The sequence below is a fragment of the Loktanella gaetbuli genome, from assembly GCF_020531945.1.
Classification (GTDB): domain Bacteria; phylum Pseudomonadota; class Alphaproteobacteria; order Rhodobacterales; family Rhodobacteraceae; genus Loktanella; species Loktanella gaetbuli.
The window spans coordinates 61,480-88,290 of record NZ_JAJATZ010000010.1 but is presented as its reverse complement, the minus strand read 5'-3'; the positions used below and the strand labels follow the sequence as shown (position 1 = coordinate 88,290).

Annotated in this window: 20 protein-coding genes; 10 read left to right on the top strand and 10 right to left on the bottom strand. The window is 64.7% G+C overall.

Features of this window, described 5'->3' with window-relative positions; all coding sequences use genetic code 11:
* From LGQ03_RS15765 to gmd, 3 genes are all read right to left on the bottom strand, one after another.
* A partial coding sequence (locus tag LGQ03_RS15765; RefSeq protein ID WP_226749169.1) for an acyltransferase family protein occupies positions 1–944 on the bottom strand: 944 nt, incomplete at its 3' end.
* Between the two features lie 42 nt (positions 945–986).
* On the bottom strand, positions 987–2,993 hold the full coding sequence (locus LGQ03_RS15760) for an acyltransferase family protein (RefSeq protein WP_226749168.1): 2,007 nt from the start codon (positions 2,991–2,993) through the stop codon (positions 987–989).
* Positions 2,994–2,997: 4 nt separating this feature from the next.
* Positions 2,998–4,119, bottom strand: a complete 1,122-nt coding sequence (gmd, locus tag LGQ03_RS15755) for a GDP-mannose 4,6-dehydratase (protein ID WP_226749167.1) — start codon at positions 4,117–4,119, stop codon at positions 2,998–3,000.
* Between the two features lie 196 nt (positions 4,120–4,315).
* On the opposite strand from gmd, the gene LGQ03_RS15750 reads away from it, so the two are divergent.
* Positions 4,316–5,476: a DUF2793 domain-containing protein gene (locus LGQ03_RS15750; RefSeq protein WP_226749166.1), complete on the top strand. Its 1,161-nt coding sequence runs from the start codon at positions 4,316–4,318 to the stop codon at positions 5,474–5,476.
* Here the strand turns inward: LGQ03_RS15750 and LGQ03_RS15745 are convergent.
* Positions 5,473–6,447 (bottom strand): replication initiator protein A, encoded by a 975-nt coding sequence (locus LGQ03_RS15745; protein WP_226749165.1) that lies wholly within the window; start codon positions 6,445–6,447, stop codon positions 5,473–5,475. The genes LGQ03_RS15750 and LGQ03_RS15745 overlap by 4 nt on opposite strands.
* A 417-nt stretch (positions 6,448–6,864) precedes the next feature.
* Here LGQ03_RS15745 and LGQ03_RS15740 point away from each other — a divergent pair, with 417 nt between their 5' ends.
* Both LGQ03_RS15740 and LGQ03_RS15735 read left to right on the top strand, forming a co-directional pair.
* Positions 6,865–8,247, top strand: a complete 1,383-nt coding sequence (locus LGQ03_RS15740; RefSeq protein ID WP_090160997.1) for an AAA family ATPase — start codon at positions 6,865–6,867, stop codon at positions 8,245–8,247.
* Between the two features lie 132 nt (positions 8,248–8,379).
* Positions 8,380–9,408: a ParB/RepB/Spo0J family partition protein gene (locus tag LGQ03_RS15735; protein WP_226749164.1), complete on the top strand. Its 1,029-nt coding sequence runs from the start codon at positions 8,380–8,382 to the stop codon at positions 9,406–9,408.
* A 48-nt stretch (positions 9,409–9,456) separates the two neighbouring features.
* Here the strand turns inward: LGQ03_RS15735 and LGQ03_RS15730 are convergent, their stop codons facing one another.
* The 4 genes from LGQ03_RS15730 to glf are packed head-to-tail and all read right to left on the bottom strand — an operon-like array spanning position 9,457 to position 13,509.
* Positions 9,457–10,125 carry an ABC transporter ATP-binding protein gene (locus LGQ03_RS15730; protein WP_090160993.1) on the bottom strand — a complete coding sequence of 223 codons (669 nt, stop codon included), beginning with the start codon at positions 10,123–10,125 and terminating at the stop codon, positions 9,457–9,459.
* Positions 10,122–11,345: a sugar transporter gene (locus LGQ03_RS15725; protein ID WP_226749163.1), complete on the bottom strand. Its 1,224-nt coding sequence runs from the start codon at positions 11,343–11,345 to the stop codon at positions 10,122–10,124. The genes LGQ03_RS15730 and LGQ03_RS15725 overlap by 4 nt, the downstream gene beginning before the upstream one ends.
* A gap of 29 nt (positions 11,346–11,374) precedes the next feature.
* Positions 11,375–12,364: a glycosyltransferase gene (locus tag LGQ03_RS15720; RefSeq protein ID WP_226749162.1), complete on the bottom strand. Its 990-nt coding sequence runs from the start codon at positions 12,362–12,364 to the stop codon at positions 11,375–11,377.
* Positions 12,361–13,509, bottom strand: a complete 1,149-nt coding sequence (gene glf / locus LGQ03_RS15715) for a UDP-galactopyranose mutase (RefSeq protein WP_226749161.1) — start codon at positions 13,507–13,509, stop codon at positions 12,361–12,363. The genes LGQ03_RS15720 and glf overlap by 4 nt, the downstream gene beginning before the upstream one ends.
* A 193-nt stretch (positions 13,510–13,702) precedes the next feature.
* Between glf and LGQ03_RS15710 the strand changes: the two genes are divergently transcribed.
* The 4 genes from LGQ03_RS15710 (at position 13,703) to LGQ03_RS15695 (ending at position 17,897) form a co-directional block, all read left to right on the top strand.
* On the top strand, positions 13,703–14,830 hold the full coding sequence (locus LGQ03_RS15710) for a polysaccharide biosynthesis/export family protein (RefSeq protein WP_226749160.1): 1,128 nt from the start codon (positions 13,703–13,705) through the stop codon (positions 14,828–14,830).
* A 182-nt stretch (positions 14,831–15,012) separates the two neighbouring features.
* On the top strand, positions 15,013–16,425 hold the full coding sequence (locus LGQ03_RS16755; RefSeq protein WP_226749159.1) for a CAP domain-containing protein: 1,413 nt from the start codon (positions 15,013–15,015) through the stop codon (positions 16,423–16,425).
* A gap of 45 nt (positions 16,426–16,470) precedes the next feature.
* Positions 16,471–17,292, top strand: a complete 822-nt coding sequence (locus LGQ03_RS15700) for an NAD-dependent epimerase/dehydratase family protein (protein ID WP_226749158.1) — start codon at positions 16,471–16,473, stop codon at positions 17,290–17,292.
* A complete protein-coding gene (locus LGQ03_RS15695) occupies positions 17,289–17,897 on the top strand; it encodes a sugar transferase (protein WP_226749157.1) in 609 nt (202 codons plus the stop codon). Before LGQ03_RS15700 ends, LGQ03_RS15695 begins: the two co-directional genes overlap by 4 nt.
* Here the strand turns inward: LGQ03_RS15695 and LGQ03_RS16750 are convergent.
* A complete protein-coding gene (locus LGQ03_RS16750; RefSeq protein WP_319004509.1) occupies positions 17,890–21,291 on the bottom strand; it encodes a calcium-binding protein in 3,402 nt (1,133 codons plus the stop codon). The genes LGQ03_RS15695 and LGQ03_RS16750 overlap by 8 nt on opposite strands.
* Positions 21,292–21,549: 258 nt before the next feature.
* Between LGQ03_RS16750 and LGQ03_RS15680 the strand changes: the two genes are divergently transcribed.
* From LGQ03_RS15680 to LGQ03_RS15670, 3 genes are read left to right on the top strand one after another with little or no spacing between them, the layout of a single operon-like run.
* A complete protein-coding gene (locus LGQ03_RS15680) occupies positions 21,550–23,439 on the top strand; it encodes a polysaccharide biosynthesis protein (protein WP_226749156.1) in 1,890 nt (629 codons plus the stop codon).
* A 13-nt stretch (positions 23,440–23,452) separates the two neighbouring features.
* Positions 23,453–24,820 carry a phosphomannomutase gene (locus tag LGQ03_RS15675; RefSeq protein ID WP_226749155.1) on the top strand — a complete coding sequence of 456 codons (1,368 nt, stop codon included), beginning with the start codon at positions 23,453–23,455 and terminating at the stop codon, positions 24,818–24,820.
* A 15-nt stretch (positions 24,821–24,835) separates the two neighbouring features.
* The gene (locus LGQ03_RS15670) at positions 24,836–25,642 is read left to right on the top strand and encodes an ABC transporter permease (protein ID WP_226749154.1); all 807 of its coding nucleotides are present in this window, start codon (positions 24,836–24,838) and stop codon (positions 25,640–25,642) included.
* On the opposite strand, the gene LGQ03_RS15665 is transcribed toward LGQ03_RS15670, so the two are convergent.
* Positions 25,639–26,811 (bottom strand): LicD family protein, encoded by a 1,173-nt coding sequence (locus LGQ03_RS15665; protein WP_226749153.1) that lies wholly within the window; start codon positions 26,809–26,811, stop codon positions 25,639–25,641. The two genes, LGQ03_RS15670 and LGQ03_RS15665, sit on opposite strands and share 4 nt — an antisense overlap.

Sequence of the window (26,811 nt, the reverse complement as noted above, 5' to 3'; positions counted from 1 at the left end):
GGGTCCAGATTGCCGCGCGCACTGGTCAGGATCCGTGCCGCCACCAGCACCGGCCAATGCACCAGATACAGCGAATAGGACATCAGCCCGATCCCCACCATGCCACGGGTGGACAACAGCCGCCCCGTCAGCGTGATCTGCGATTGCCCCGCCCAGATGATCGCCACCGCCCCCAGGCAGGGGGCCAGCGCGTTCAACCCCGGAAAGGGGTCGGTCTTGTCCAGCGTGAACACCGCCCAGGCGATGGCAACCAGACCTGCGGCGGCCACCAGTTCGGCCAGCAGCCGGTGGCGCAGCGCAGGAAACGCCCCCAGCGCCAGAAGCGCGCCCAGACCCAGCTCCCACACCCGCGTCGGCGTCAGGTAGAATGCAGCGACCGGGTGACGAGGCACCATCCAGACCGCCAGTGCGAATGACGCCAACGACAGCCCCGCGATCAGCAGGGTCCGGCTGGTGCGCCGCCAGGCCGCGATCAGCCACAGCAACACCGGGAACACGATGTAGAATTGCTCCTCGACCGCCAGCGACCAGGTGTGCAGCAAGGGCTGCATGGATGTCGCGTTTGCGAAATAAGCGCTGTCGATGCGGAAAAAGTAGATGTTGGACGAAAACAGAAGCGAGGCGATCCCCGCCTTGCCTATCACCACGTAGTGCTGGGGTAGCAACAGAAACCAGAACACCACGATGCAGGCGGCCAGCACCACGAACAGCGCGGGCAGGATGCGCCGCGCGCGGCGTTCGTAGAAATCGATCAGCGAAAACCGCCCCTGTTCCAGCTCGCGCACAAGGATCCCCGTGATCAAAAATCCCGAGATCACGAAAAACACGTCCACGCCGACAAAACCACCTGCGAACAGACCCAGGCCCGCATGCCCCAGCACCACCGGCACGACGGCGAGTGTGCGCAGCCCATCGATATCACGCCGGTAGCCGGTAAAGTTCATGTTCAGGCACCTACCCTGTTGAAATACGGCAGACCCATGCAACTACCTTTGCGGGTAAAGCGAGAGCTCATTTACCATATCCAGAAGCTGCGGGAGTATCAGGCGAGACCCCAAAACACTGAGATGATTGTCATCTTGGTACAGAAATGCGCCATTCTGACGGATCGCACAATGATCTGCACATAGCAGTAATCTGGGAGAGACAAAGAACCCGTTATGGAACTGTGCCACATCTCTTAGAATGGCGTGGGTCGTCTGGGTCGTTTGATCATAAGTTGCGATATCAGGACCGACCGGCACCGACTGCCTTAGAATAGCTGCTTCTGCCGTTCTTTTCGGGACATTAAACCCGATGTCAGGCATCTGCCCGATGATGACGATCCGCCGGGCCAAAGGCCGCAGTCTTACCATCGTCTGCATCAGACCCTCACGCAAAAGCTGTTCGGATGTAGCCGCCTGGGGCATGCTGTCAGAGACACGATACAGTTTTCTGAACTGGCTCTGACGGTCATCAGATGCCGTATCTGCACCGGCGAGAATCCAGCGCGCATGTAGCACGATCGTATCGACAGGGCCTTGGCTGGTGATCCAGTCAATGACCTGGCGATTATGCGCCTGACACGGGTCCGGACCTGACGCACGGGTGCGTTGCACGCCCAACAGCGGAAGGCACCCCGGCTTGTAAAAGGACACGCCTATCAATCGATGCTCTGCCATCCAGTCATCGAGGCCATCGGCAGCGACTCTGGCGTGGGAATCTCCCCACAGGATCAAACGCCCCTCTGCGCGGTCTGCGTCTGACCCTAGACGACAACCAGGCACCCCGATTTCGGCGATTCCGCAAGTCTTGATCCGCGATGGCGCAGTCGTGACGCGGATGTACTCTGCCGCCAAGCCGGATGGCAGGCGTTGCGGAACGCCTTGTGTCATGATCAGCAGGGCAAACAAGCCCAGCAGGGCCGCACCCCCGGCCCCCGACAGCGCAAAGATCGCCCGGCGGCCGAACCTTGTGCCCCCCTTGTGTGTGCGAAACGGACGTTCCACGAAACGCCAGCTGGCCCAGGCCAGCGCCAGCGACAGCATCAGACAGATCACGATGGTTGCGGGGTCCAGATTGCCGCGCGCACTGGTCAGGATCCGTGCCGCCACCAGCACCGGCCAATGCACCAGATACAGCGAATAGGACATCAGCCCGATCCCCACCATGCCACGGGTGGACAAGAGCCGCCCGGTCAGCGTGATCTGCGATTGTCCCGCCCAAATGATCGCCACCGCCCCCAGACAGGGGGCCAGCGCGTTCAACCCCGGAAAGGGGTCGGTCTTGTCCAGGGTGAACACTGCCCAGGCGATGGCAACCAGACCGGCGGCGGCCACCAGTTCGGCCAGCAGCCGGTGGCGCAGCGCAGGAAACGCCCCCAGCGCCAGAAGCGCACCCAGACCCAGCTCCCACACACGGGTGGGCGTCAGGTAGAATGCAGCCACCGGGTGACGGGGCACCATCCAGACCGCCAGTGCGAATGACGCCAGCGACAGCCCCGCGATCAGCAGGGTCCGGCTGGTGCGCCGCCAGGCCGCGATCAGCCACAGCAACACCGGGAACACGATGTAGAATTGCTCCTCGACCGCCAGCGACCAGGTGTGCAGCAAGGGCTGCGTTTCCACATCCGCACTGAAATAATCGGATCCCCGCCGCCAGAAAAAGACGTTGGAGGCAAACAGCAGCGTCGCGACACCGGATTTGCCCAGATCCTGAAAATGCACGGGCGACAGCACAAACCAAAACACCACGATGCAGGCCAGCAAGACAACGAACAGCGCGGGCAGGATGCGCCGCGCGCGGCGTTCGTAGAAATCGATCAGCGAAAAACGCCCCTGTTCCAGCTCGCGCACAAGGATCCCCGTGATCAGGAACCCCGAAATCACGAAAAACACGTCCACGCCGACAAAACCGCCTGCGAACAGACCCAGGCCCGCATGCCCCAGCACCACCGGCACGACGGCAAGCGTGCGCAGCCCGTCGATATCGCGCCGGTAGCCGGTAAAGTTCATGGGCCTACCCTTCGACGCTGACCGGCAGGTCCAGACCGTGGGTTTTCAGCAGCGCGTGACGGCGCGCGGATTTCAGATCTTCGCGCACCATTTCGGCGCACATTTCCTGCGCCGTGATCTCTGGCGTCCAGCCAAGGTTCTTTTTCGCCTTGGCGGGATCGCCCAGCAGGGTTTCGACCTCGGCGGGGCGGAAATAGCGCGGGTCGATGCGCATGATGACATCGCCCACCGCGATATGCGGGGCCAGATCGCCATCGACGCCCGTGACGGTCGCGATCTCGTCCACACCGGTGCCGGTAAACTCCAGCGTCACGCCCATTTCAGCCGCCGACCAGGTGATGAATTCGCGCACGGAATACTGCACGCCGGTGGCGATAACGTAATCCTCTGGCGCGTCCTGCTGCAGCATCATCCACTGCATGCGGACGTAATCCTTGGCATGGCCCCAGTCGCGCAGACTGTCGATGTTACCCATGAACAGGCAATCCTCGAGGCCCATGGCGATGTTCGCCAGACCCCGCGTGATCTTGCGCGTCACGAATGTCTCGCCGCGGCGCGGGCTCTCGTGGTTGAACAGGATGCCGTTGCAGGCGAACATCCCGTAGGCCTCGCGGTAGTTCACGGCGATCCAGTAGGCATACATCTTGGCCACCGCATAGGGGCTGCGGGGGTGGAACGGCGTGGTCTCGGTCTGTGGAGTTTCCTGCACCAAACCATACAGCTCCGACGTCGATGCCTGATAGAATTTCGTCTTTTTCTCCAGCCCCAGAAACCGGATCGCCTCGAGCAGGCGCAGGGTGCCCATGGCATCCACGTCGGCGGTGTATTCGGGCGCCTCGAAACTGACGGCGACGTGGGATTGCGCGCCCAGGTTATAGACCTCGTCGGGTTGCACTTCGGATATGATGCGGGTCAGGTTGGAACTGTCGGTCAGGTCGCCATAATGCAGCTGGAACCGCTGGTTGTCGGTATGCGGGTCCTGATAGATGTGATCGACCCGGCCTGTGTTGAACAGCGACGCGCGGCGCTTGATGCCGTGCACCTCGTAGCCCTTGTCCAGCAGGAACTCCGCCAGATAGCTGCCGTCCTGCCCGGTCACACCGGTGATCAAAGCCCGTTTCGTCATGTATCTGGTCCCGTTCCAACGCCTGTCATCGGTCTTCTGTCGCAAAACCCGCACCCTCACAACTGCGGGGGGCAAAGGGTCCGGCATTCGCCACGGACCGTTGCGGGTCTGCCCCATAGGCCGGGCGCTGCGGTCAGACCGCGTTCACCCTGGCGCAGGACATCATCGCGCGATCCCTGATGACCGGAGCCATGCCATGACCACATATACCCCCCGCCTCGATCTGCCGTTTATCGAGGGCGCGCAGGCGCAGAAACACGTGACCCATAACGCGGCCCTCGAACGGCTGGACCTGATCGTGCAGGGGGCCGTTGCGGGGTTCGACGCCACCGACCCACCCGGCACCCTGACCGAAGGCACCTGCTGGCATCTGGGCGCGGCCCCCACCGGCGACTGGGCCGGGCATGACGGCGATATCGCCTGTATCGCGGGCGGCGGCTGGTTGTTCATCACGCCGGCGGTCGGCTGGCGGCTGTGGGACCGGGCGGCGGGCGTGCTGCGGGTGAATACCGGCACCGGCTGGGACACGGTCGGCGGTGCCCCTGATCTGGACAATCTGCCGGGCGTCGGTGTGAACACCACGGCAGACACCACCAACCGGCTGGCGGTGGCCGCGGATGCCACGCTGCTGACCCACGCAGGCGGCGGTCACCAGCTCAAGGTCAACAAGGCGGGTCCCACCGATACCGCCAGCCTGCTGTTCCAGTCAGGTTGGTCGGGGCGGGCGGAAATGGGGCTGGCGGGCAGCGATGATTTCGCGATCAAGGTCAGCGCAGACGGCAGCACATTCACCGAAGCGCTGCGCATCGATGCCGCCACCGGTGCGGTCACCCTGCCCGCGACCCCTACCACAGACGCGTCCCAGGGGGCGCGGCAATTGCTCAGCTATCGGTTCCGGCATTTTCTCTATCCCGACCAGCGCTGGTGCGCGCCCTCGTCGCATACCGGATCGGCCAATGCCTCGCAGAACCTTGGCACCGGGGCAGAACCCAGCATCGATTTCGACTGTGCCGCACTGCTGATTTCGGCCGGATCCCATATCGACCGGATCGTGCTGGCGGGCGACATCACCAGCAGCGACGTGGCCGACCTCGAGATCGGGATCTATTTCCAATATGGCCCCTGGAACGCGGGCTGGACCAACAACACATCCACCCTGCGCGACACCATCGTGGCCCCGGCCGTAACAGGCCTTGGCCAGATCAACGGCATGGTGCGGGTCAATTACGCGGTAGATTACACCGCCCCCGACGAAGGCTATATCTTTGCCGCGATCCGCGCCGCGGCGGGCAGCACGCTGGGGGGCACGCGCTATTTCAACTGTTCCGGCCTGATCGGCATGACCGCCCCGAACTAACGGGCCACCCGCCCCTTGAGCCAGCCCAGATAGGCCGCATCCGCCGACCGCAACGCGGGGCGGCCACTGGCGACCCAGAACGCGCGCCATTCGGATTCCAGCGCATAGACATCCCAGCCCGGCGCCAGCGCGCGCGCCGCATCCAGCGTCTGGGGTTTGAGCGTGACACCGGCCTGTTCGGCGGGCATCCCGCGCCGGGTGAACCGGATGAGATCGCCCGCCTCTTCTTCCATCGTATAGTCAGGCAGTCCGTCGGCGGTGATCATCCGGCGCAGCGCCGCACGAAACACGCGCAGGGGCGCGTCCGATCCCGCCTTTTCGTGCAGCGTGGCGACACTCGCACGCCAGGTCCGCTGCTGGCCGCAATGTTTGCGGGCCAGCTCGTAGATGCGGCGTTCGAGCGGTTTGCGCAGGCTGAAATAATCGCGGCTCAGCGTCAGGACGGATTTGGCCTGCACCGCCCGGAACAGCCAGTCCGACAGGGTCACGCGCACACTGACCATCCGGCCACCGCGGGATTTGCGCACGATCTCCCAGCTTTCGATCAGGCCGAAACCGGTGGTGGTTTCCAGATCACCCGTGACGATGTTGGTGGTGATGCGGGTGCCGGCCAGCCGTTCGAACCCGTCGCGCAACCGGGTATAGCTGTCGCCGCCCGTGTCGCGCTGGGTCGCCATCAGCAGATCATGCGCCGTCAGCGTCAGGGTGCGGGCAATCGCACGGCCTGCGTTGAGGGCGGCCATCAACTGGCTGATGCAATAGATCAGGATGTCCTTGTCGTGGATCGTGGCCCGCCCCCGCACCGAAGGCGTCACCGTCACCGTGGTATCACCACGGGTATAATGGCGGATTGTCTTGTCAGGCCGCGTGGACAGTGAAAACATCGGATGTTCCATCGACCCCAGATCCCCCTTGGGGGCTGCGTCAAAGATATCGCATACGAAAAAATCGTCCGGTCGCGCGGTGCTCATGTCGGTCTGCCTGTCCTGCTTCCGGTCGTTGCCGGTCGATTCCCGCTTCGGGGTTTCAGTGACACCCTAAAGTTATCCACAGGTCTGTGTAAACGCCCGTGAACGGGGGATCAGAGTCACCGCATTGGTGTATCAGAGTCGGGCTATCGGGGGATCAGAGTCGCAGCGGTGTTTCGGTGACGCGATAATCTGCGTTGAATCAGGCTGTTACCGATGCTGCCTGTTTCCATAACCATCAACTAACGATCTCTAACACCATATTTTTTTTGGCAGCACACCAAAGCCGTGGTAGCGCTGTGTCATCCCCCTTGATTTGCTTAGAAAAACGCGCCCATGTGCAACCTTTTCTTCCATGTGCGTGGTTTTTGCGTATATTGACCCAAAGGCCGCACATAAGGCCGCCAGAGGGATCAAGAGATGAGCAGCACAGACCTTCCACCATATTTTCGCATCAACCCAGACCAGGCGCTGGCCGATCTGGATGATCCCGTCACCACCACCGGTTTCGCCAGTATCGCAGGGGCGGCCCGCGCGGGCCGTGACGACCTGGCCGGGCGTGGATTGGCAGAGGATGGTCAGCGGCATCTGCGCTTGTTCTCGACCTGGGAAATCACCCGCTACCTGATCCCCGTGGCCCAGGCCCATTTCCGCCGCGTGCTGAAACAGAACCCCGACCTGCCGCAGGGCCAGTCGGAAACCACGGGCGGCGCCAAGTGGTTCACCCTCGACGAGGTTCTGCGCCTGCGCGCCTTTTTTGGCCGCGAAGGATCCAAGGCCAAGGAATATGTCCCCTACCGCCCCAAGGGGCTGCCTGCCAAAATGGTGGCGGTCGCGAACTTCAAAGGCGGTGTGGGCAAGACATCCACTGCGGCGCATCTGGCGATGTCGGCCGCCCTCGATGGTTACCGCGTGCTGGTCATCGATCTGGACAGTCAGGCCTCGATGACATCCGTCTTTGGCGGCCGGGTCGAGGATGAATGGCAAACGGTGTTCCCGCTGCTGGCGCGGCATTATGCGAAACACCTGCAACTCGACAACCAGCGGCGGCTGGATCGCGGTGACGCTCCCCAGCCACTGGATGACACCCTGACCGAGGCGTTGGGGATCACGGCGCAAAGCCTCGTGCAGAAAACCCACTGGCCCAACATCGATCTGATCGGCGCCCAGCTGAATCTCTATTGGGCGGAATTTCAGGTGCCGGTCTGGCGGATGCAGGGTCGCGGATGGAAACTGTGGGATGCGCTGACCGATACGCTGGACGCCGACGGCATCCTTGACGACTACGACGTGATCTTCATCGATACGCCCCCTGCCCTGGGGTATCTGACGATCAACGGGTTGGCCGCCGCCGATATCCTGCTGGTCCCCGTCGGTGCGAGCTTTCTGGAATTCGATTCCACGGGGCGGTTTTTCGACATGCTCCACACCACGTTCCAATCCATCGAGGAAGGCGAGAACCTTGCCGCTCGTGCGCTGGGACGTGAAGAGATGGCGTTCCAGTGGGATGCGGTCCGTGCGGTCGTGACCCGTTTCGACGGCAGCCAGCAGACCGAAATGGCGGGTCTGATGCAGGCCTATCTGGGCAAGACCCTGTCGCCCCACCGTCAGGATTTCACCGCCCTGATCGGTCAGGCCGGCGAACAGGTCCAGGGGATCTACGAGGCGGATTACCGCGATTTCAATCGCGAAACATATGCCCGCGGTCGCGAGACATTTGACGCCACCTATGCTGCCTTCAAGAGCCTGCTCTTGGGGGCCTGGCGGCGGGATGAACTGGCGCAGGCAAAGGCTGCGGAGTGATCGCTATATTACATAATATGTTTCGCATGCGAAACATCACGGAATCGACATATAATTTTTGCGCAGCGGGCGCAGGGCTCAGAACCTGTTTACCAGGCCCCCTGATTGTCGCATCCCGCAAGGAGACACCCGATGGCCAAGCGTAAGAGACTGACACCGGAACCGACCCGCCACGCCCAGGTCGCGGCCCCCGAAACCAAGACCGCCATGCCGCGCGGATTGTCGGGCACGCGGATCCCGATTGCGGATGTCGCACAGGATGCATCGTCGTCAGCCGCCCTGGCCGAGGTCGCGCAAACCCTGACCGATGCCCGCAGCGAAGGACGCCTGATCCAGCGCCTGCCGCTGGACCTGATCGACGCCGATCATCTGGTGCGCGACCGCATGGTCGCCGATGCCGAAGAGATGACGGTCCTCAAGGACAGCATCCGCGAACGTGGCCAGCAGACCGCGATCGAGGTGGTGGCACTGGAAGGTGGGCGCTTTGGTCTGATTTCGGGCTGGCGTCGTCTGGGGGCCCTGCGCGATCTGGCGTTCGAGACGAAAGATGCTGCGTTCGAGACTGTTCTTGCCATCGTGCGCACCCCGTCCGATGCGGCGGACGCCTATGTTGCCATGGTCGAGGAAAACGAGATCCGCGTCGGCCTGTCGTTCTATGAACGTGCCCGGATCGTGGCGCGTGCGGTGGACAAGGGCGTGTTCAGCAGCGACCGGGTTGCGCTGTCGCAGTTGTTCGCCGCCGTGTCGCGGTCCAAGCGATCCAAGATTGGTAATTTCGTGTCTATCGTGCGTTTGTTAGACCCTGTTCTGGCCCATCCCACGGACCTGACGGAACGGTCCGGTTTGGCGCTGGTGCAGGCGCTGGAGGCGGATACCACGCTGGCCGACCGTCTGACGGCAGCCCTGTCGCGGACACCGCAGCGGACGGCCGCACAAGAGGCGCAGATCATCGCGGATACGATTGCTGCGACCCATGCCCCTGCCCCACCCTATGCACCGCAGGACCGGCCCAAGCTGCCGTCGCTGCGCGAAACGCTGTGTGACGGTCTGGAATATCGCGTGGACAAGGACGGGCAAATCCGGCTGACGGGTGCAGCGCTGCAGGATCAGGCGTTCGTGTCGCGGATGTTGCAGGCGCTGCGCGATCTGGATCGTAGATAAAAAACAGGCTCTGACCCCGGGGTCAGAGCCTGTTTCGCAGCGCGACAATCATTCGTCTTCGGTCGATCCCATGTTGATGTGGTGCTGGGCGATCGCGTCATCGATATTGTCGAAATAGGTCAGTTGACCGTCCTCGAGCACGACACCTGCATCGCACAGGCGTTTGATCTGCGTCATCGAGTGCGTCACCACGATTGCCCCCGCCGTTGTCATCCGGTCCATGAAAGCGGCGCGGCTCTTGCGCTTGAAGGCGGCGTCGCCCACGGATGTGACCTCGTCCACAAGATAGGTGTCAAAGGGGATGCCGATGGAGATGCCAAAGGCGAGACGTGACCTCATGCCCGAGGAATAGCTTTGCACCGGTGCGTGAAAATGCGGGCCGAGTTCGGCGAAATCCTGCACGAAATCCACCAGCTCGTCGGTATCGACGCCGTAGATGCGGGCCACGAATTTCGTGTTCTGCGCTCCGGTCATCAGCCGATTGAAACTGCCTGCAAACCCCACGGTCCAGCTGACGGTGCCGGTCTTGTGGATGATGCCGCTGTCGGGACGGATCGACCCGCCGATCATGCTCATCAACGTGGTCTTGCCTGCACCGTTGCGTCCCAGCAGACCCACCGACCGCCCTGTGGGAAACGTCACGTTGGCGTTGCGAAAGATCGTCTTGCGCCCGCCGGGGGTGCGAAAGGTTTTCGTGACGTTGTCGAACTGGATCATTTGCGATCGCGCAGGGCGTAGTAGATCAGGCTGGTGATGGCCCAGATCAGAAAGCTGAACAGCGCCACCAGTGACAGGATCAGCCAGCGTTGCGGATACTGGGATTTTTCGGCCAGCGTCGGCGTGATGTAGGGGGCGAGATAAAAGCTCTGGCGGTTGGCCTCGCCGCGGGCGACATCGAATGCGCTGAGTGCGAGCGCATAGGCGTTTTCGGCGTATTCGCGGTCCACGGTCAGGCGTTCGAATTCCGCGACGGTCTCGGCGTATTCGACGCCTTCGGGATCGGCCGATCCGCCGCCCGATCCGAACTTGCGCCGTTCCTCTGCGATACGCGCCTCGATCACCTCGAGCCTGCGGCGGGCCTGTGCGACGCGCGGATCGCTGGCGCTGGCGGTTTCAGAGATCAGGTCGAATTCGATCAGGGCCGCGGCCTGTTGCGCCTGTAGCGTGTTCAGCAGGCCCATCTGGCCCTGAATGTCAGCCGTCAGGTCGACGATCTGGTTTTGCAGGCGGAATGTGGTCAGCGCCTCACGGACGTATTTCAGGCGGTCCACGGCGATCAGCAGATCCTCCTGGGCGTAGCGGGTCGCATCATCGCGGGCGATCTGTGACAGCTGGTTGATCAGCGTGCTGCCCTGCTCAAAGATTTCCTCGGCGATGCGGGTGGCGTCGGCGGGGTCAAAGGCCAGCACCAGCAGTTCCATCAACCCGGTGCCGCTGTCGTAGGAAATCCGGACCATGCGCTGCCAGTAAGAGGTCAAATCCTCGATCGTGGCGCCGTCGGGGTCGAAACCCAGCAGCGGATCGCTGTCGTGGTGGCGGGCGTAGATCGTTTTCAGGTCGAGGGCCGCGTCGACCTGACGGACCATTTCCTGACTGCGGATGAATTCATACAGGATGTCTGTTTCGCGGCTGGCGGACCCGCCGCCGGCCAGACCGCCGCCCAATCCGCTAAGCATGTCGGCGGGGGTTGCGACCTCTTCGGAGCGGACGGTGAACCCCAGGGTCGAGGCATATTGATCCGCAGCCCGCCCCCAGAGGTAAAACGCGCTGAGCAGGATCGGCAGCAGTGTGATGACCGCAAAGGACACGACAAGGCCCCAGTGCCGCTTGCGCACGCGGGCGGGCCCTGCGACGGGCTTGATCGGCTTTGCGGGTTTTTTGGGGGCTGCGGGGGCTGCCGTGGTGGTCGGTTCAGGGGTCTGTGGGGTCTCGGTCATCTGGCGTGGCCTTTTCTGCTATGGCCTTGTTACGCGGCTTGGGCCGGTTTGTCAGCGGCCCTTGCAAGGGCATGTGCCGTGTCATTGCGCCCGCGGCGGCGCAGCAGCCCGTCGCGCAGGCCCATGCGCATCAGTTTGTAATAGGTGCGGCGTTCCACGCCTTGGGTATGGCGGCCACGGCGCCACCACATCAGCGTGTAATAGGCGAGGGCTGCGGGAAATACGATCGGCCCTGCGGCCTGGCGCGCGATGCTGACGCCGTTGCGGCAGTGGTAGTAGATTTTCCACAGGGGGCGATAGACGAACCCCTCACCCAATGTGCCGCAGTCGTGTTCGAATCGCACGGAAGGCGCCAGCGCCATGGTGAACCCAGCGCGGCGCAGGCGCAGGGAATAGAGCACGTCATCGCCGTAGATGAACAAACCACCCTCTGGCAGGCCGATTTTGGCCACCGCGTCACGGTGGACGAAGTAGCCGACGAAGGACGCCACATCGAGCGGCAGGGCAGGGGCGTCGGGGGCAAAGGCCGCGTCAGAGACGTGAAATCCCGCGCGCGATCCGGTGAACAGGGTCTTGGCGAACAGCCCCGCGTGCCAGAACGGATTACGCGACGGGCGGTTCATCTCGCACAGGGTGCCGTCGGGATAGAACACGGCGGCGGCGACACAGCCAAGGCGGGGGAATTGCGACTCCAGGCCGGGTGTTTCGCGGCGAAACACCGCCAGCGCGCCGGGGGCAGGGCGGGCGTCGTCATCCATCAGCACCACCCAGTCGGGGTCAAGCTGGTCGCGGGCATAGGCCATGCCAGCCTCAAACCCCCCAGCACCGCCGGTGTTGTCGTCCAGCCGGATGACATGCACCCGGTCGCTGGCCTGTGCGGGCAGCCAGTTGGGTGTTGCATCGGTGCTGGCGTTGTCGACGACGACGATATGATCGACATCCTCGGCCAGCAGGCGGGGCAGGGTGATCTGCAATTCCGCCAAGCGGTTGAACGTGACGACGATAGCGCAAAGGGTCATAGCGGGGCCTGTGAAAAGAGCGGGGCAGGGGTGCCAGCGGCCTGTGCTGCCAGAAAAGCGTCAGCGGTATCCAGCGCCTCGCGGATGGTGACATCCATGTCGAGGTAACGGTAGGTGCCCAATCGGCCCATGAATGTCACGTTGGACACGGTCTTGGCCCGTTCCACATAGTCTGACAGCAGGGCTTTTTCCGCGACCAGGCGGATCGGGTAATAGGGCGTGTCGCCTGGTTCGCAGGCGCGGGCGTATTCACGGTAAAGCACTGATTTTTCGTGACTTTCCCAGGGTGCGAAGTGCTTGTGTTCGGTAATGCGCGTAAACGGCACTTCCGGATCCGGATGGTTCATCACCGCACAGCCCTGCCAGTCGCCTATCGCGCGGAATTCCTCGAAATCCAGCGTGCGATAGCCCAGCCGACCAATGTCATAGCCAAAGAACCCGTCCAGCGGCCCGGACCAGAACACATGGTCCCAGTCACCGGCGGTGGCGGGATCGAACACGGTGTTCAGCCGGACCGTGATCAGCGGATGATCGAGGATGTTTTCCACCAGCGCAGTATAGCCATCCACCGGCATCCCTTGATGCGGATGGGCAAAGTAATTGTCGTCGTAGTTGAACCGCAGCGGCAGGCGTTTCAGGATCGAGGCCGGCAGGTTGGCCGGCGACGTGCCCCATTGTTTCTCGGTGTAGCCCTTGAAAAACGCGGCGTAGAGGTCGGGCCCGACAAAGGCGAGCGCCTGTTCCTCGAAGCTTTCGGGTTCGGGAATATCGGCGGTCAGGGTGGCGACATGGGCGCGCATCTCGTCGGGGCGCAGGGCGGTGCCGAAGAACTGGTTCATCGTGTGCAGGTTGACGGGCAGGGTATAGACCGCCCCCTTGTGCGTGGATTTCACCCGGTTCTTGTAGGGCGCGAATTCACCGAATTTCCGGACATAGTCCCAGACCTCGTCATCGCCGGTGTGAAAGATATGCGGCCCGTAGGTATGAACCATGACGCCGGTATCGGCATCGCGGGCCGTGTGGCAATTGCCCGCCACGTGATCGCGTGCATCGACGACGGTGCAGGCATGGCCTGCCTCTGCCAGCTTGCGTGCGACGACCGCGCCGGAAAAGCCCGCGCCGACCATGATAAACCGCTGTGTCATTCTGCCCTCGGCACCCCACATGTCGCTGCGCTATAACCGGAACTGGCGCGTGGGGCAAAGGGCACGGCCCGCGCGAAATCCCCTGCATTGGGTAATGGGCGATTGACCCTTTGGGGCGGGCTTGTATTTTGCGCCCAACCGCCACCGAGACCTCTCCTGCCAGAGGGGCCAGTGCGGACCAGGGGAGACGGTCATGAATGTCATCATGCGCACGGCACTGCTGACGGTGCTTACGGCGGGCCTTGCGGCCTGCAACGCGCCGCGTGGGGCCGGTTTCCAGTCCGAGGTTCTGGCCGCCAGCAGCACGCAGGTGTCGGATGTGGACGGCACCCCGGTCTATGATTTTTCCGTGTTCAGCGTGACGCGCGACAGCCTGCCGGTGTTGCAGGCCTGGCCGTCCAACAACACGGACCGGATGTCCTGGATCAGCCATCAGGCCCAACCCCAGAGCATGATCATCACCCCCGGTGACACGCTGGCGATCACCATCTGGGACGCCGAGGAAAATTCGCTGCTGACCGCCCCCGGCCAGCGCGTGGCCCAGTTGCAGAACGTCAAGGTTGGCCCGGACGGACGAATCTTTTTGCCATTCGTGGGCAACATGCGCGTCAGCGGCATGGCCCCCGACACGGCCCGCACGCGCATTCAGGAAATGCTGGTGAACACCGTGCCATCCGCACAGGTGCAGCTGAGCGTCGATCCCGGTCGGGCCAATACCGCCAATCTGGTGTCGGGCGTGCGCGCACCCGGTGTCTATCCGCTGCCCGATCGCAATGTCAGCCTGCTGACGCTGCTGTCGCTGGGCGGCGGCGTGAACGATGCGCTGCCCAACCCGCAGGTGCGCCTGTTCCGGGGCAACCGGTCCTATGGCATCGGTCTGAACCGTCTGTTCGACGACCCATCCCTGGATACGGTGATCCAGGGCGGTGACCGCGTGCTGATCGAGGCGGACGACCGCTATTTCCTGTCGCTGGGGGCGACCACCACGGAATCGCTGCATGTCTTTCCCAAGGATGAGGTCACGGCACTGGATGCGCTGGCGATCATCGGCGGTGTGAACGACGCCCGTGCCAATCCGCAGGCCATTCTGGTGCTGCGCGAATACGCCGCCGCCGATACGGTGGCAGGTCCCGTCAGTTCCGCCGGGCCGCCGCAGGAACGGGTGGTGTTCACCATCGACCTGACATCGGCGGACGGATTGTTCAGCGCGGGCAAGTTCCAGATCCAGCCCGGTGATCTGGTCTATGCCACCGAAAGCCCGCTGGGGGCGACCGCCTCGGTCATCGGGCTGGCGGGTGCGACGCTGGGGCTTGCGAACTGATCCTGTCCTGCGACGATGATTGTCGCAGAACAGGCAACGCTGTGTTGCAACCCTGAGGTTGTTTAACCACAATTCCGACAGTATCGCGCCGCCTGCGCGGCACCTTTGCCCGGTTTCCTGAAGGTTGATGATTTCCGCTGCTGCTGTGGGAATCCCCCTGAAACCGAAGGCTGCCCCCGGTCGTGTCATTCAATCGTAACGAGCAATATCTGTTAGAGTTGATCAACCGTGCCCGCCTGGACCCGCAGGCCGAGGCGGCGCGTTACGGGATCGACCTGAATGCCGACCTCAAGGACGGCACCATCACCACCAGCGCAAAACAGGTGCTGGCCCCCAATGACCAGTTGCATGCGGCCGCCACCGGCCACAGTGCATGGATGCTGGAGAACGACAGTTTCAGCCACGGCGGGGCGAATGGGTCGAACGGCGGCACCCGGATGCGGGCCGAAGGATATGACTTCACCGGGGCCTGGTCCTGGCGTGAAAACCTTGCCTGGCGCGGGGTCTACGGCACCGGCAGCATCGACATGTCCACCGCGATCGCTGCCCATCACGAAGGTCTGTTCCGCAGCGAAACGCACCGCGTCAACACCTTTGCCCCCCAGCTCAAGGAGGTGGGGATCGGCCAGGTCGGTGGCACCTTTACCGAGGAGGGGCGGGATTACGCGGCCTCGATGACAACGGTGAATTTCGCGGCGACGGGGACGGATGTCTTTGTCACCGGGGTGGCCTTTGACGATGCGGACGGCGACCTGTTCTACGGCATGGGCGAGGGGGTCAAGGGTGTCACCCTGCGCCACGGTAGCCGCAGCGTGCAGACCGCCGAGGCTGGCGGCTATGCGCTGGCGGTGGCCCCCGAGGTGGCCAGTGACGTGACGGTGCTGGTCGGTGACGACGTGCTGGCGGAACTGAGCATCGACACCAGCGCGGGCAACGTGAAACTGGACGTGGTGACGGCCGCCGACGGCGACCGCGTGCTGTTGCTGTCGGGGTCCGCCACGGTCGATTTCGGCACCACCGAGGTGCGCCTGCTGGGCCGCGCCGATCTGGACCTGACCGGCAGCGCGGGGGGCGATTTCCTGACTGGCAACGCGGGCAGCAACCAGCTGTCCGGTGCCGATGGCCGCGACCGGCTGTCGGGCGAGGACGGTGCTGACGTGCTGACCGGGGACGAGGGCCGCGACCGCCTGTCGGGCGGTGCGGGTGACGATACGCTCTACGGTGGCGAGGGGATGGACGTGCTCTATGGCGGGACCGGCAACGATACCTTGTATGGCGGCACGCATGACGACCGGCTGGTGGGCAACGCGGGTGACGATCTGCTGTTTGGCGGGGCGGGTGACGATTACATGATGGGCGGCCTCGGTGCGGACCAGTTCCATTTCGACGCAGGCACCGACCGGATCGCGGATTTCGAGGTCGGCATCGACCGGCTGCTGATCGCGGCGGGTCTGGCCGATGACGCGCAGGCGGTCATGGACCGCGCGCAGGTGGTGGACGGCGATACGGTCATCACATTCGACAGTGGCGACACGCTGATCCTGGAAGGGTTGAGCGACGTGTCGGTGCTGGCGGAGGATATCGCTTTTCTGTAGGTCTTGTCCCCGTGTGCCGCGATGGGCACGCAGGAGGGCCCGGGCATGCGCGACACCATTCTGATCCTTGGCGGCACGGGCAAGCTGGGCCGGGCCCTGGCCCGTGTCTGGCCGGATGATCTGCCTGCCCTGTGGCAGCACCGCCCTGACAGCGCCGCCCCCACAACCCCCGCGGTGGCCTGGGATATCCTGAACAGCCCCGCGCCGCTGGCCGATCTGGAACAGGCAGGTGTGACGGGCATTCTGGCATTGGCGGGATACGCAGGCCCGGAACCGGACCTTCTGGCGCAGAACACACCGCTGGCGCAGGCCGCGGCCCACCTGGGCAAGACACTGGGCTGTCGGGTGCTGGTGGCGTCCTCGCAGGCGGTTTACGGCCCGCGTCGTGGCCTGCTGCACGAAAGCTCCGCCTGTGCGCCGCAGGGCGGTTACGGTGCCGCGAAACTGGCGATGGAAGGCACCCTCGCCGGGCAGGACCATGTGACCTGCCTGCGGATCGGCAATGTCGCAGGCTGTGATGCGCTGGCCGCCGGTATCGCTGACGCCACGCCAGAGAACCCCGTGACATTGGACCGGTTCGCGGACGGGCAGGGGCCGCGGCGTGCGATGATCGGTGCAGCCGACCTGATGGCGATGATGCCTGCGCTGTTTGCCGCCCCGGACCTGCCGCCTGTGCTGAACGTGGCGCGCGCCGGATCGGTGGATATGGCCGACGTTCTGGACGCCCTCGGCCAGCCATTCGTCTGGCGCGACGCGGGCCCTGATGCGCTGCCTGACTTGCGGCTGGATGTGACCCTGTTGCAGGGGATTTGTGCTGTGCCGGATGCCGATGCCGCCGCCATGGCGCAGCAGGGGTGGCCCGTATGAGTGTGGGCAAACGCGTCCTTGATCTGGTGCTGGCGGTGACGCTGGGGCTGTTGCTGTTGCCGCTGATGTGCGTGCTGATGGCGGTGCTGCTGATCACCGAAGGCCGCCCGCTGTTCTATATCAGCGAACGGATGCGCGCGCCGGGCCGGGGGTTCGGGCTGATCAAGCTGCGCACCATGCCCGTGGGATCGGACAAGGTTGGCGGCGTCACGGGCGGCGACAAACAACGCCAGATGAGCCGGATGCACCGCCTGCTGCGCCGGTCCCGCGCCGACGAGATCCCGCAGCTGTGGAACGTGATCCGGGGCGATATGTCCCTCGTCGGTCCGCGCCCGCCGCTGCGCCGCTATGTCGAGGATTACCCCGACCTCTATGCCGCCGTGCTGGCCTGCCGTCCGGGGATCACCGGGCTGGCCAGTCTGGTCTATCACGCGCATGAGGAACGTCTGCTGGCCGCCTGCGATACCCCAGAGGCGACCGAGGCCACCTATCGCCGCCGCTGCATCCCGCAAAAGGCGCGGCTGGATCTGATCTATGCGCGGCACCGGACGCTGTGCTGGGATCTGGTGCTGATCGGACGCACGGCGATCAAACCGTTCAGATGAACACCAGCGTATCGGCCAGCGTGTCCAGCGTGGTGCCCGCGACCGTCAGCGCGGTGTCATCGCCGAAATCGAGGGTGGCATCGGCCCCGGCCATGCGGCCGTAGAGGAACATCAGGTCATCCCGGCTGATGCCGCCACCCCAGAGGTCGGTTTCGATCATGATGCGATCCACCAGCGGGTCGAAATCGGTGACGATCGCCGCCCCTTGGGTAAAGACGAAACTGTCCGCCCCCGCACCGCCGGTCAGGATGCCGAGGCCCGCGCCCGCGTCCAGCCAGTCATCGCCGTCGCCGCCCAGCAGCGTATCGTCGCCCGCCCCGCCGAACAGGCTGTCGGCGCCTGTCTCGCCCGACAGTTGATCGTCGCCCGCGCCACCTTGCAGGATATCGGTATCGGCCCCGCCGAACAGGGTGTCATTGCCCGCGCCGCCATCCAGCTGATCCGTGCCTGCCTCCCCCCATAGACGGTCATCCCCGGTCTCGCCCGACAGGGTGTCGTTGCCCGTGCCGCCAAAGAGGGTGTCGTCCCCGTCGCCACCGCGCAGGATGTCGTGATCCGCCTCGCCCAACAGGGTATCGCGGCCCGTGCCGCCGGACAGATCGTCGGCACCGTCACCCCCGGACAGGCGGTCGGTGCCTGCGTTGCCAGACAGCTGGTCGTCGCCTGTGCCCCCGAAAAGCGTGTCATCATCCGCGCCGCCGAACAGGTGGTCATCACCCGCATCGCCAGCCAGCGTATCGCGCCCGTCGCCGCCATGGATCGTGTCGTGCCCGTCGTCGCCGAACACCCGGTCATCGCCGGTGCTGCCGTCGATCCAGTCATCGCCGTCACCGCCATAAACCGTGTCGTTGCCCGCGCTGCCATAAAGCAGGTCATGGCCTGCACCACCGAACACCGTGTCATCACCGCTGGACCCATAGAGCAGGTCGCGCCCGTCGCCGCCGTAGGTCCTGTCGTTGCCGGACCCGCTGCTGACCCAATCGTCACCGCTGCCTGCATAGATCCGGTCACCGCCACTGCCGCCGTAGATGCGGTCATTGCCGCTGACCCCGCCATAGAGGGTATCCCCCCATGTCCCGCCATAGATCGTGTCGCGCCCCGATCCGCCATAGATCAGGTCGTTGCCGGACTCCCCGCTGATGAAATCGTCACCGCTGTGGCCAGACAGGCGGTCGTGGTTCGAGCCTCCGAACAATCGGTCGTTGCCCGACCCGCCATACAGCCAGTCGCGCCCCGATCCGCCGTAAAGCCGGTCGCTGGCACTGCCACCTGACAGGCGGTCGTTGTTGGTGCCACCATAGAGCCTGTCCGCCCCCGACCCACCATAAAGCCGGTCACGGCTGGACCCGCCATACATGCGGTCATTGCCGCTGCCGCCGTAGAGCCTGTCGTCGCTGCCGCTGCCGTAGAGCCGGTCGCCTGCGGACCCACCGTAAAGTCTGTCGCGCCCCGATCCGCCATAGAGCCTGTCGCCCCAGGACCCGCCGTAAAGGCTGTCGTTGTTGGTCGATCCATAGAGCCGGTCATTGCCGCTGTCGCCATAGATGTAGTCGCGCCCGCCCTTGCCCATCAGCGTGTCGTTGCCACGATTGCCATCCAGCCTGTCCGCCTTGCTGGTGCCGGATTTGGTATTGGCACCGCTGGATCCAGACCAGTCGATGCCGGTGATCCGGCTGCCGGAAAACCCCGAAAAGCTGAGTGACGGGATCGCTCCGGACCCGGCAGTCAGCGGCCATGCGCCGGGTCCGGGCTGGTCTGCGGGATCGCTGCCCGGCACGTCCCAGACCGAAGGGGACGCGCCGGGGGGGCGGGGTTGCAGGCCGGAGGTATAGCCTTCGTAGACGGGCAGATCGACGGGATCCAAGGGTGGCGTGGTATAGCCCGGCGTGATGACGATCGGAATGCGAAAGGCACCGATCAGGTCGGTGTCGGGCAGGGTGCGGTGGTCGATGGGCTGGCCACTCGCGCTGCGGACCTCCAGCACCTCGTCGCCATAGGTGATGCGAAACCCGGTCTGGGTGATCGCAAGGTCCAGCTGGCTGCGCGACCGCAGGAACGACCAGCCGGACAGGTCGATCCGGTCCAGGCCGGGTTGGAAATCCGCGATCGTGTCGGGGGTGCCGTCCGCCGTCAGCACAAAGATATCGGCCCCTGCACCCCCTGTCAGCGTATCGGACCCGGCCCCGTCGCGCAGGATGTCGTCGCCCGCACCGCCGAACAGCCGGTCAGCACCCGCGCCGCCGGTCAGCAGATCGGCCCCATTGCTGCCCGACAGGGTGCCGCCTGCAGCGCTCGCCGTGCGGGTCACACCCGTCGGTCCCGCATCGTAGCGCAGCAGCGTCAGCCCCGGTTCCGAGGCCGAGCCCACGTAGATGTCGATGGCACTGCCGTTGCTGCGCGCGGTGATGGCGGACACATTGGCCAGCGTGGTGTTCACCGCATCGGCCAGCGTGGCGCGGTGCAGCAGGGTGCCGTCGGGCAGCAGTTGCAGCAGGGTGATGCCGTCATCGCCACCGCCCGCGATCACATAGGCCTGGCCCTGATGGCTGATGGTGGTCATGGCCGCGACCTCTCCGAAGCGGGTGTCGCGGGTGTCGAGCAGGTGATCGACCGGGGTCAGGGCACCATCCGCCCCGATGCGCAGGGTGGTCAGGCTATCGGTGTCTGCGGCGGCAACCACCAGCCAGTCCGACCCGCCTGCACTGATCTGGCCCACGGCGGTGGGCGCGCTGACCCAGAGGCTCTCTGCGTTGCCGGTGGCGTGGCGCGCGGTCAGTGTGCCGGTGGCCCCCACGGCCCATGTGGTCACACCGTTTTCCAGCGCGGATGCGGTGAACAGATAGGTCTGCCCGGCTACCGTGGCGGTGACGGCGGATGACACGTCGGCGGCATAGGTGGCGGCGGTGTCCGCGATGATGCGTTTGTCGATCAGCGTGCCCTGGTCGGAAAACGTCATCTGGGCCACGCCACTGCGCCCGGCCAGCCCGCCCCAGACCACGTGGGTGCCGTTTGCCAGTTCCACGTTGGCGGTGTGTTGCAGGCTGCCCCAGAGGCCGGTGCTGCCCGCGACCGTATCACCCGGCAGCAGGGCCCCGCTGGAGGACACACCGCGCAGCACGAGTGCGCCACCCGCCCCGCCGCCGGTCATGATCACGGGGCCTGCGTCCAGATCCAGCGGGGTGATCCAGCCATGCCCGCCCGGGCGCAACACGTCACTGTGGGCCTGCGCATTGCGCAGGTTCAGGTCGTCGTCCGACAGGGTCCAGCTGTAGATACGCCCGTCGTAATTGGTGGTGGCGAACAGGCGGCCATCGACGATTTTCAGATCATCGGGGGCAGAGACACGGGCGGAATCCCAGGCCGTGACCTGTGTGATCCGTGTCAGCTCGCCCATTGATGATACCCGCCACAGCCTGCCATGCCCCCAGGATCAAGGCAGGACCGTGCGCGGTGCAGGCGGAACCGGGGCAGCAGCGTGACGCTTTGTGCAGGTTTTCCGAGACTTTTATGCAAAACGGACGGGCAGCGCAGGCCACATCCGGCGCATTTCGACCCGTGCCGGGGGCTCTGCCCTTGAAACAGAGGCAAGGGGGGGCCTAAGACAGAAGTGGCCCGCTGTCGCGGCGGGACCTTGGATCGGGAACGGGTGTCTATGTATCGATGGGTCAGCATTCTGCCGCGACGCGCCAAGCGCGGTGTGCTGCTGTGCGTCGATATCCTGCTGATTCCGGTGGCGCTGATCGTGGCGCTGACGTTGCAGGGCAATGCACTGGTGGATGCCGACACGCTGGCACGGCACTGGTTGGCGCTGCCGGTGCTGATGGCCATCGGCGGGTTGCTGTCCAGCGTGCTGGGCCTGCCGCAGGTGCAGCTGAAATCCTACGAGAGCCACGCCATCGCCCTGACCGCAGGCCATGCGGTGCTGATGGGGGTCTCGGCGGCGGTCATCTATGACATGGCGGGGGTTGCGGCCCCCTTGGCCAGTTTCATCAACTTTGCGCTGGTCTATTTCCTGATTTCGGTCGCGGCACGGATCGCGATGCTGAACATCCTGCTGCATATCTACCGGCAGGGGCAGGACATCAGCCGGGTGCTGATCTACGGGGCCGGGCGCACGGGGCGCCAGCTGGCCGCCGCGTTGCGCGGGGACGAGACGGTCTTTCCCGTGGCCTTCATCGACGACAATGTCAGTGTGCAGAACACCATTATCCAGGGGATTATGGTGTCGCCGCCCGTGGCGCTGAACGCGCTGGTGCGCGAACACAAGATCGACCGCGTGCTGCTGGCGATGCCGTCGGCACCGCGTGCGCGGGTGGCCCAGCTGTCGCGCCGCCTGGAGGACATGGGGCTGGAGGTACAGACCCTGCCGTCATTTGCCCAGCTGACCGGGCGCGAGGCGCTGATCGACCAGTTGCAGCCCGTGGTGCCGGGCCGGTTCCTGGGCCGCGAGGCGCTGGACGGGTCGCTGCCCAAATCGGGGGCCACCTACAAGGACCGCGTGGTGATGATCACCGGGGCGGGCGGGTCCATCGGGTCGGAGCTGTGCCGCCAACTGCTGACCCGCAAACCGTCCAAGATGGTCCTGTTCGAGGTCAGCGAGCTGGCGCTTTATGCGCTGGACATGGAATTGCGCGCCCTGCTGCGCGACCAGACCATCGAGATCGTCCCGGTGCTGGGCACGATCACCGACGAGGCGCTGTTGTTGCGCGTCATGACCACCCACGGCGTGCAGGTCGTGCTGCATGCGGCGGCCTACAAACACGTGCCACTGGTCGAGGCCAATCCGCTGGTCGGCATGTCCAACAACGTGCTGGGCACGCAGGCGCTGGCGCAGGCCGCCCAGACCGCCGGTGTGGACCGGTTCATCCTGATTTCATCCGACAAGGCGGTGCGCCCCACCAACATCATGGGGGCCAGCAAACGCCTGGCCGAGATGATCCTGCAGGACATGGCCAGCCGGTCCGGCAATGGCGGGACGATTTTCACCATGGTGCGGTTCGGCAATGTCATGGGGTCCTCGGGGTCGGTCATTCCGCTGTTCCAGGAACAGATCCAGAAGGGCGGACCCGTCACGCTGACCCACCGCGATGTGACCCGGTTCTTCATGACCATCCCCGAGGCGGCCGCGCTGGTGCTGGTGGCGGGCGGCTTTGCGCAGGGCGGCGATGTCTTCGTGCTGGATATGGGCGCGCCCATCCGCATCTATGATCTGGCGCGCCAGATGATCGAAAGTGCCGGCTATCGCGTGATCGACGACGACACCCCCGACGGCGATATCGAGATCAGGGTCACCGGCCTGCGGCCTGGCGAAAAGATCTACGAAGAGCTCTTGATCGGTCAAGGCCAGCTGACCACGCCGCACCCCAAGATCATGCAGGCCCGCGAGGCGCATCCCTCTGAAATCGAGGTTGCCGCAGCCCTCAAGGCGCTGCGCCGCGCGCTGGACACCGCCGACGAGGACGCGTTGCGCGCGCTGGTCGCGCGCTGGGTCGAAGGCGGCGAACAGGTGCTGACCCCGCGCACGCAAGACGTCAAACAATAGGAACAGACCCGATATGCCCCCCAAATTCGGCACCTCTGGCCTGCGCGGCCTTGTCGTGGACCTGACGCCCGATCTGGTGGCCGATCACGTCCGCGCCTTTGTCGCGGCCTGCGATACGGGCACGGGTCTGTTCGTGGGACGCGACCTGCGCGACAGCTCGCCTGCGATTGCCGCGATGGTGATGGAGGCCGCCCGGGCCGAAGGGCTGGCCGTGACCGATTGCGGTGCGGTGCCGACGCCTGCGCTGGCGCTGGCGTCCATGGGGGCGGGGGCCGCGGCCGTGATGATCACCGGCAGCCATATTCCCGCCGACCGCAACGGGCTGAAGTTCTATCTGCCGGGCGGCGAGATCGGCAAGGATGACGAGGCGGCGATCCTGGCGCATCTGGGGCGTGCCTCTGCGGACAAAGCCGGCACGCTGACGGTCAACACGACCGCAGGTGCCGATTACGTCGCCCGCTATGTCAGCGCCTATGGCGCGGCACTCGCGGGGCTGACCATCGGGGTCTACAGCCATTCCGCCGTGGGCCGCGACCTGCTGCTGGCGGTGGTGGCGGGTCTGGGGGCCACGCCGGTGGAACTGGGCCGGTCCGACAGTTTCATTCCCGTCGATACCGAGGCGGTCGATCCGGGTGTGGCCGCGCAACTGCGGGACTGGGCCGCAGAACAGCACCTTGATGCGATCGTATCCACGGATGGCGATGGCGACCGCCCCTTGCTGACCGATGGGGCGGGCCGGGTGATCCCCGGTGACATTCTGGGCCAGATCACCGGGACAGCATTGGGGGCCGAGGTGGCGGTGACGCCGGTGTCGTCGAATACCGGTGCCGAACAGGTATTCGGCCGCGTGATCCGCACGCGGATCGGGTCGCCCCATGTGATCGCCGGCATGGACCAGGCGGGGGGCCGTGTCGTGGGATACGAGGCCAACGGAGGATTCCTGCTGGGGTTCGATGCGGAGGGCCCCACGGGCAAACTGCCGGCGTTGGCCACGCGCGACGCGGTGCTGCCCTGGGTCGCACCACTGGCCGCGGCCCGCAGGGCCGGCGGTCTGGCCGCATTGGTGGCAGACCAGCCCGCACGGTTCACCGCTGCCGACCGCCTGCAAGGGGTGCCGACCGAAGCATCACTGGCCCTGGTCGAAAAATTAGGCTCTGAACTGCAGGATAGAGCCGCATTTCTGGATGACCTTGACGGTGCCGAACAGGCGATCGACCGCACCGACGGGCTGCGCATGACACTGATGGACGGGCGCATCGTGCATCTGCGCCCCTCTGGCAATGCCCCCGAACTGCGGCTTTATGTCGAAAGCGACAGCGCCGATGCCGCCGCCATGACGTTGGACCGGGGTCTTGCGCTCTTGCGCCGGACGTTGGGCTGATTGATGCAGACCCCCATGACCGATACGCCATTGCCCAGCCCCAACCTCAAGCCGCCCCGGTTCCAGTCGGTGCGCGCCATCGTGGCGTTGATCCTGCGCGAGATGGCGGCGACCTACGGGGCCTCTCCGGGGGGATATGTCTGGGCCGTGCTGCAACCGGTGGGGATGCTGGCGCTGCTGACGCTGGCGTTTTCACTGATCGTGCGGGCGCCGTCGCTGGGCACCAATTTCGCGATGTTCTACGCCACGGGGTTCCTGCCGTTCACGCTGTATAGCGAGATCGAGGGCAAGACGAACAACGCGATCATCTATTCGCGCGCCCTGCTGGCCTATCCGCGCATGACCTGGGCGGACACGGTGCTGGCGCGGTTCATCCTGCACCTGCTGACGCAGATCACCGTGTTCTGCATCGTGATCGTCGGCATCATCCTGGTGTTCGAACTGCACCTGACGATCACCGTCGGCCCGATCATGGTCGGGCTGGCCATGGCCGCATTGCTGGGTCTGGGGGTCGGTCTGGTCAACGCGGTGCTGTTCGGCCTGTTCCCGGTCTGGAAAACCATCTGGAAGATCATCACCCGGCCGCTGTTTCTGGCCTCGGGCATCTTCTTTATCCTCGAGGACATGCCGCAGGGGGTGCAGAATTTTCTGTGGTGGAACCCGCTGGTGCATGTCACCGGCCTGGTGCGCACCGGGTTCTATTCCGTCTATCACCCGACCTACATTTCGCTGACCTACGGGTTCGGTCTGGCGCTGGTGCTGATCCTGCTGGGACTGATCTTCATGCGGGCCAATTATACAAAGGTGCTGGAGGCGCGTTAGATCCAGCCGAACCGGAATGTCGTGCGATCACCGGTGCGATGCAGATAGCCTTCTTGCCACAGGATCAGGGCGGCGACCTGCCGGTCGGTGGGGCGTCCCGGCAACAAGGCTGTGCGCAGCTGTTCGGCCAGTGCGCTGGGATTGCGCGGGAATGACACGTTGGGCGTGCCGGTCGAACAGTTGAAACTGGTCACCGGCGTGCGCCAGTCGCCGTAGTTTTCCGTCAGATAGCGGTCGGCGTCGGCAGGGCCGCGCACGGACAGGCCCGAGAGCGCGTAATCGGCCAGTGTGAATGCGCTGTTGTCCCAGCGATGTTTGGCCGAACCGTGCCAGGACAGGTCACCGTCAGGGTGATGCACGAAAATGTCGATGCCGATGCCGCTGGCGTGCATGACCCGGATAAGAGCAGGCTGTGGCTGGCCGGTCCACAAACCGTCGGGATCGCGGGTCAGGTCGAGATGATCGCTGGCATTGATATAGGCCAGATCGGCGCTGGCCGTGATCTGGTGGCGCAGCTTTGCCTCGTCGAAATCCACGATGTCGATGCCAACATCGATGTCGTAATCATGGGCCAGAAAGGCACCCTCGCGCACAGCACCCAGAAAGGTGCCGGAAATCACGTAGAACGGCAGGTCGCATGACTGGATTGCGGACAGGGCGGCGCGGGCCTGATCCAATGTGAACTGCGGCGCGGATTTGCCGGCGACCCGCTTGCGGGTGTCGGGATAGGCAATGTCACGGACCAGATCGCTTGCCTGTGTTTCGAACCGTTGCATCAGGGCCTGCTGGTCGGCAGGGTCCCTGCTGTCGCGGATCTGGCGCGCGAGCACATAGAGCCTGGCAAGATCGGCGTGCAGCCCCCTGCGCCCTGCCAGCCAGTCCGCAAGCGCGTGCACCGTGCCGGGGTCCATGTCGCTGGTCGGATCGAACAGTGGAACATCGCCGGGCATCATGCGCGCCGTCCAGCCGTGGGTCAGATACCAGCGCAGTCGGTGCATTGCTGTGGCGAACCGGTCACCACGGCACAAGGCGGCCGCTTCGCGTGCCAAGGCGGCGCGGCCGGTGATGATGAAGGTGGTGACCGCCATCAGTCCGGCAAAGGTCAGACGCAGCGCAGGACCATGAGAACGGTTCAGCCAGCGCAGCGCACGAAAGGCGCGTGGGGACAT

Excerpts from the sequence above, each read along its gene's own strand:
- LGQ03_RS15760 (WP_226749168.1), bottom strand. The coding sequence starts at position 2,993 with ATGAACTTTACCGGCTACCGGCGCGATATCGACGGGCTGCGCACGCTT.
- gmd (WP_226749167.1), bottom strand. The coding sequence starts at position 4,119 with ATGACGAAACGGGCTTTGATCACCGGTGTGACCGGGCAGGACGGCAGC.
- LGQ03_RS15750 (WP_226749166.1), top strand. The coding sequence starts at position 4,316 with ATGACCACATATACCCCCCGCCTCGATCTGCCGTTTATCGAGGGCGCG.
- LGQ03_RS15745 (WP_226749165.1), bottom strand. The coding sequence starts at position 6,447 with ATGAGCACCGCGCGACCGGACGATTTTTTCGTATGCGATATCTTTGAC.
- LGQ03_RS15740 (WP_090160997.1), top strand. The coding sequence starts at position 6,865 with ATGAGCAGCACAGACCTTCCACCATATTTTCGCATCAACCCAGACCAG.
- LGQ03_RS15735 (WP_226749164.1), top strand. The coding sequence starts at position 8,380 with ATGGCCAAGCGTAAGAGACTGACACCGGAACCGACCCGCCACGCCCAG.
- LGQ03_RS15730 (WP_090160993.1), bottom strand. The coding sequence starts at position 10,125 with ATGATCCAGTTCGACAACGTCACGAAAACCTTTCGCACCCCCGGCGGG.
- LGQ03_RS15725 (WP_226749163.1), bottom strand. The coding sequence starts at position 11,345 with ATGACCGAGACCCCACAGACCCCTGAACCGACCACCACGGCAGCCCCC.
- LGQ03_RS15720 (WP_226749162.1), bottom strand. The coding sequence starts at position 12,364 with ATGACCCTTTGCGCTATCGTCGTCACGTTCAACCGCTTGGCGGAATTG.
- glf (WP_226749161.1), bottom strand. The coding sequence starts at position 13,509 with ATGACACAGCGGTTTATCATGGTCGGCGCGGGCTTTTCCGGCGCGGTC.
- LGQ03_RS15710 (WP_226749160.1), top strand. The coding sequence starts at position 13,703 with ATGAATGTCATCATGCGCACGGCACTGCTGACGGTGCTTACGGCGGGC.
- LGQ03_RS15700 (WP_226749158.1), top strand. The coding sequence starts at position 16,471 with ATGCGCGACACCATTCTGATCCTTGGCGGCACGGGCAAGCTGGGCCGG.
- LGQ03_RS15695 (WP_226749157.1), top strand. The coding sequence starts at position 17,289 with ATGAGTGTGGGCAAACGCGTCCTTGATCTGGTGCTGGCGGTGACGCTG.
- LGQ03_RS16750 (WP_319004509.1), bottom strand. The coding sequence starts at position 21,291 with ATGGGCGAGCTGACACGGATCACACAGGTCACGGCCTGGGATTCCGCC.
- LGQ03_RS15680 (WP_226749156.1), top strand. The coding sequence starts at position 21,550 with ATGTATCGATGGGTCAGCATTCTGCCGCGACGCGCCAAGCGCGGTGTG.
- LGQ03_RS15675 (WP_226749155.1), top strand. The coding sequence starts at position 23,453 with ATGCCCCCCAAATTCGGCACCTCTGGCCTGCGCGGCCTTGTCGTGGAC.
- LGQ03_RS15670 (WP_226749154.1), top strand. The coding sequence starts at position 24,836 with ATGACCGATACGCCATTGCCCAGCCCCAACCTCAAGCCGCCCCGGTTC.
- LGQ03_RS15665 (WP_226749153.1), bottom strand. The coding sequence starts at position 26,811 with ATGTCCCCACGCGCCTTTCGTGCGCTGCGCTGGCTGAACCGTTCTCAT.